Here is a 1926-nt window from a genome sequence, read left to right on the forward strand (position 1 = left end):
TTCATCCTGTTTTCGATGAGGTCATCGACGACGGAGGGGTCTGCGAGGGTTGAGGTGTCGCCGAGGCTGCCGTAGTCGTTCTCGGCGATTTTGCGCAGGATGCGGCGCATGATCTTGCCGGAGCGGGTTTTCGGCAGGCCGGGGGCCCACTGGATGAGGTCGGGGCTGGCGATGGGGCCGATCTCCTGGCGGACCCATGTGCGCAGCTCCTTGCGCAGCTCCTCGGAGGGCTCCTGCCCGGTCATCAGGGTGACGTAGCAATAGATGCCCTGGCCCTTGATGTCGTGCGGGTAGCCGACGACGGCGGCCTCGGCCACCGCGGCATGGGCCACGAGGGCGCTTTCGACTTCCGCGGTGCCCATGCGGTGGCCCGAGACGTTGATCACGTCATCGACCCGGCCGGTGATCCAGTAATCGCCATCGGCATCGCGCTTGCAGCCGTCGCCGGCGAAGTAATAGCCCTTGTAGTCCGAGAAATAGGTCTTCTCGAAGCGGGCGTGATCGCCCCAGACCGTGCGCATCTGGCCCGGCCAGCTGTCCTTGATCGCCAGCACGCCCTCGGTCGGGCTTTCGTGGATCTCTTCGCCCGATTGCGGGTCCAGCACCACCGGCTGCACGCCGAAGAAGGGCTTCATCGCCGCGCCGGGCTTGGTGGCATGGGCGCCGGGCAGGGGGGTCATCATGTGGCCGCCGGTCTCGGTCTGCCACCAGGTGTCGACGATGGGCACGTTGCCCTTGCCGACCACGTCATTGTACCAGGCCCAGGCCTCGGGGTTGATCGGCTCGCCCACGGTGCCCAGCACCTTGAGGTCGGACAGGTCATACTTGGTGACGAAGTCCGGCCCCTGGCCCATCAGCGCGCGGATCGCGGTGGGGGCGGTGTAGAACTGGTTGACCTTGTGCTTCTCGCAGACCGCCCAGAAGCGGCCGGCATCGGGCCAGGTGGGCACGCCCTCGAACATCAGCGTGGTGGCGCCATTGGCCAGCGGCCCGTAGACGATGTAGCTGTGGCCGGTGACCCAGCCCACATCGGCGGTGCACCAGTAGATGTCGCCGTCATGGTAGTCGAAGGTGATCTCGTGGGTCATCGAGGCCCAGACGAGATAGCCGCCGGTGCAATGGACCACGCCCTTGGGCTGGCCGGTGGAGCCGGAGGTGTAGAGGATGAAGAGCGGGTCCTCGGCGCCCATCTCCTCGGGCGGGCAGTCCGAGGAGACCTTCGCGGCCTCTTCGTGCCACCAGTAATCGAGGTCCGAGCGCCAGGCGACCTGGTCGCCGGTGCGCTTGACCACCAGGCATTTGACGTCGTCGAAATCGTTCAGCAGGGCCTGGTTGACATTGTCCTTGAGCTTGGTGACCCGGCCGCCACGCGGGGCGGTGTCGGCGGTGATCACCAGCTTGGCGTCGCAGCCATTGACCCGGGCGCCGAGCGCATCGGGCGAGAAGCCCGCGAAGACGATCGAATGGATGGCGCCGATCCGGGCGCAGGCCAGCATGGCATAGGCGGCCTCGGGGATCATCGGCAGGTAGATGACGACCCGGTCGCCCTTGCCGATGCCGAGGGTCTTGAGGACGTTGGCCATGGTGCCGACCTTCTCGCCCAGCTCCTTGTAGGAGATGTGCAGGGCCTCGTCCTCGGGATCATCGGGCTCCCAGATGATCGCGGTCTGGTCGCCGCGGGTCTCCAGGTGCCGGTCGATGCAGTTGGCGGCCACGTTGAGCGTGCCGTCCTCGAACCACTTGATGTCGATATTGCCCGGCGCGAAACTGGTGTTCTTCACCTTGGTGAACGGCGTCATCCAGTCGACACGACGCCCATGCTCGGCCCAGAACCCCTCCGGATCCGAAACAGACGCCGCATACATCTCCTCATACCGAGACGCATCAACATGCGCACGCGATACAGTCTCGGACGACGGCGGGTAG

1 protein-coding gene is annotated in these 1926 nt (G+C 65.9%); it reads right to left on the reverse strand.

Annotated features, from left to right (window positions below; translation table 11 throughout):
• Positions 1 to 1926 (reverse strand): acetate--CoA ligase (gene acs, locus DFK10_RS16145; protein WP_109390063.1); only part of this gene is annotated, 1926 nt, incomplete at both ends.

It is taken from the genome of Salibaculum griseiflavum (assembly GCF_003129565.1).
Classification (GTDB): Bacteria; Pseudomonadota; Alphaproteobacteria; order Rhodobacterales; family Rhodobacteraceae; genus Salibaculum; species Salibaculum griseiflavum.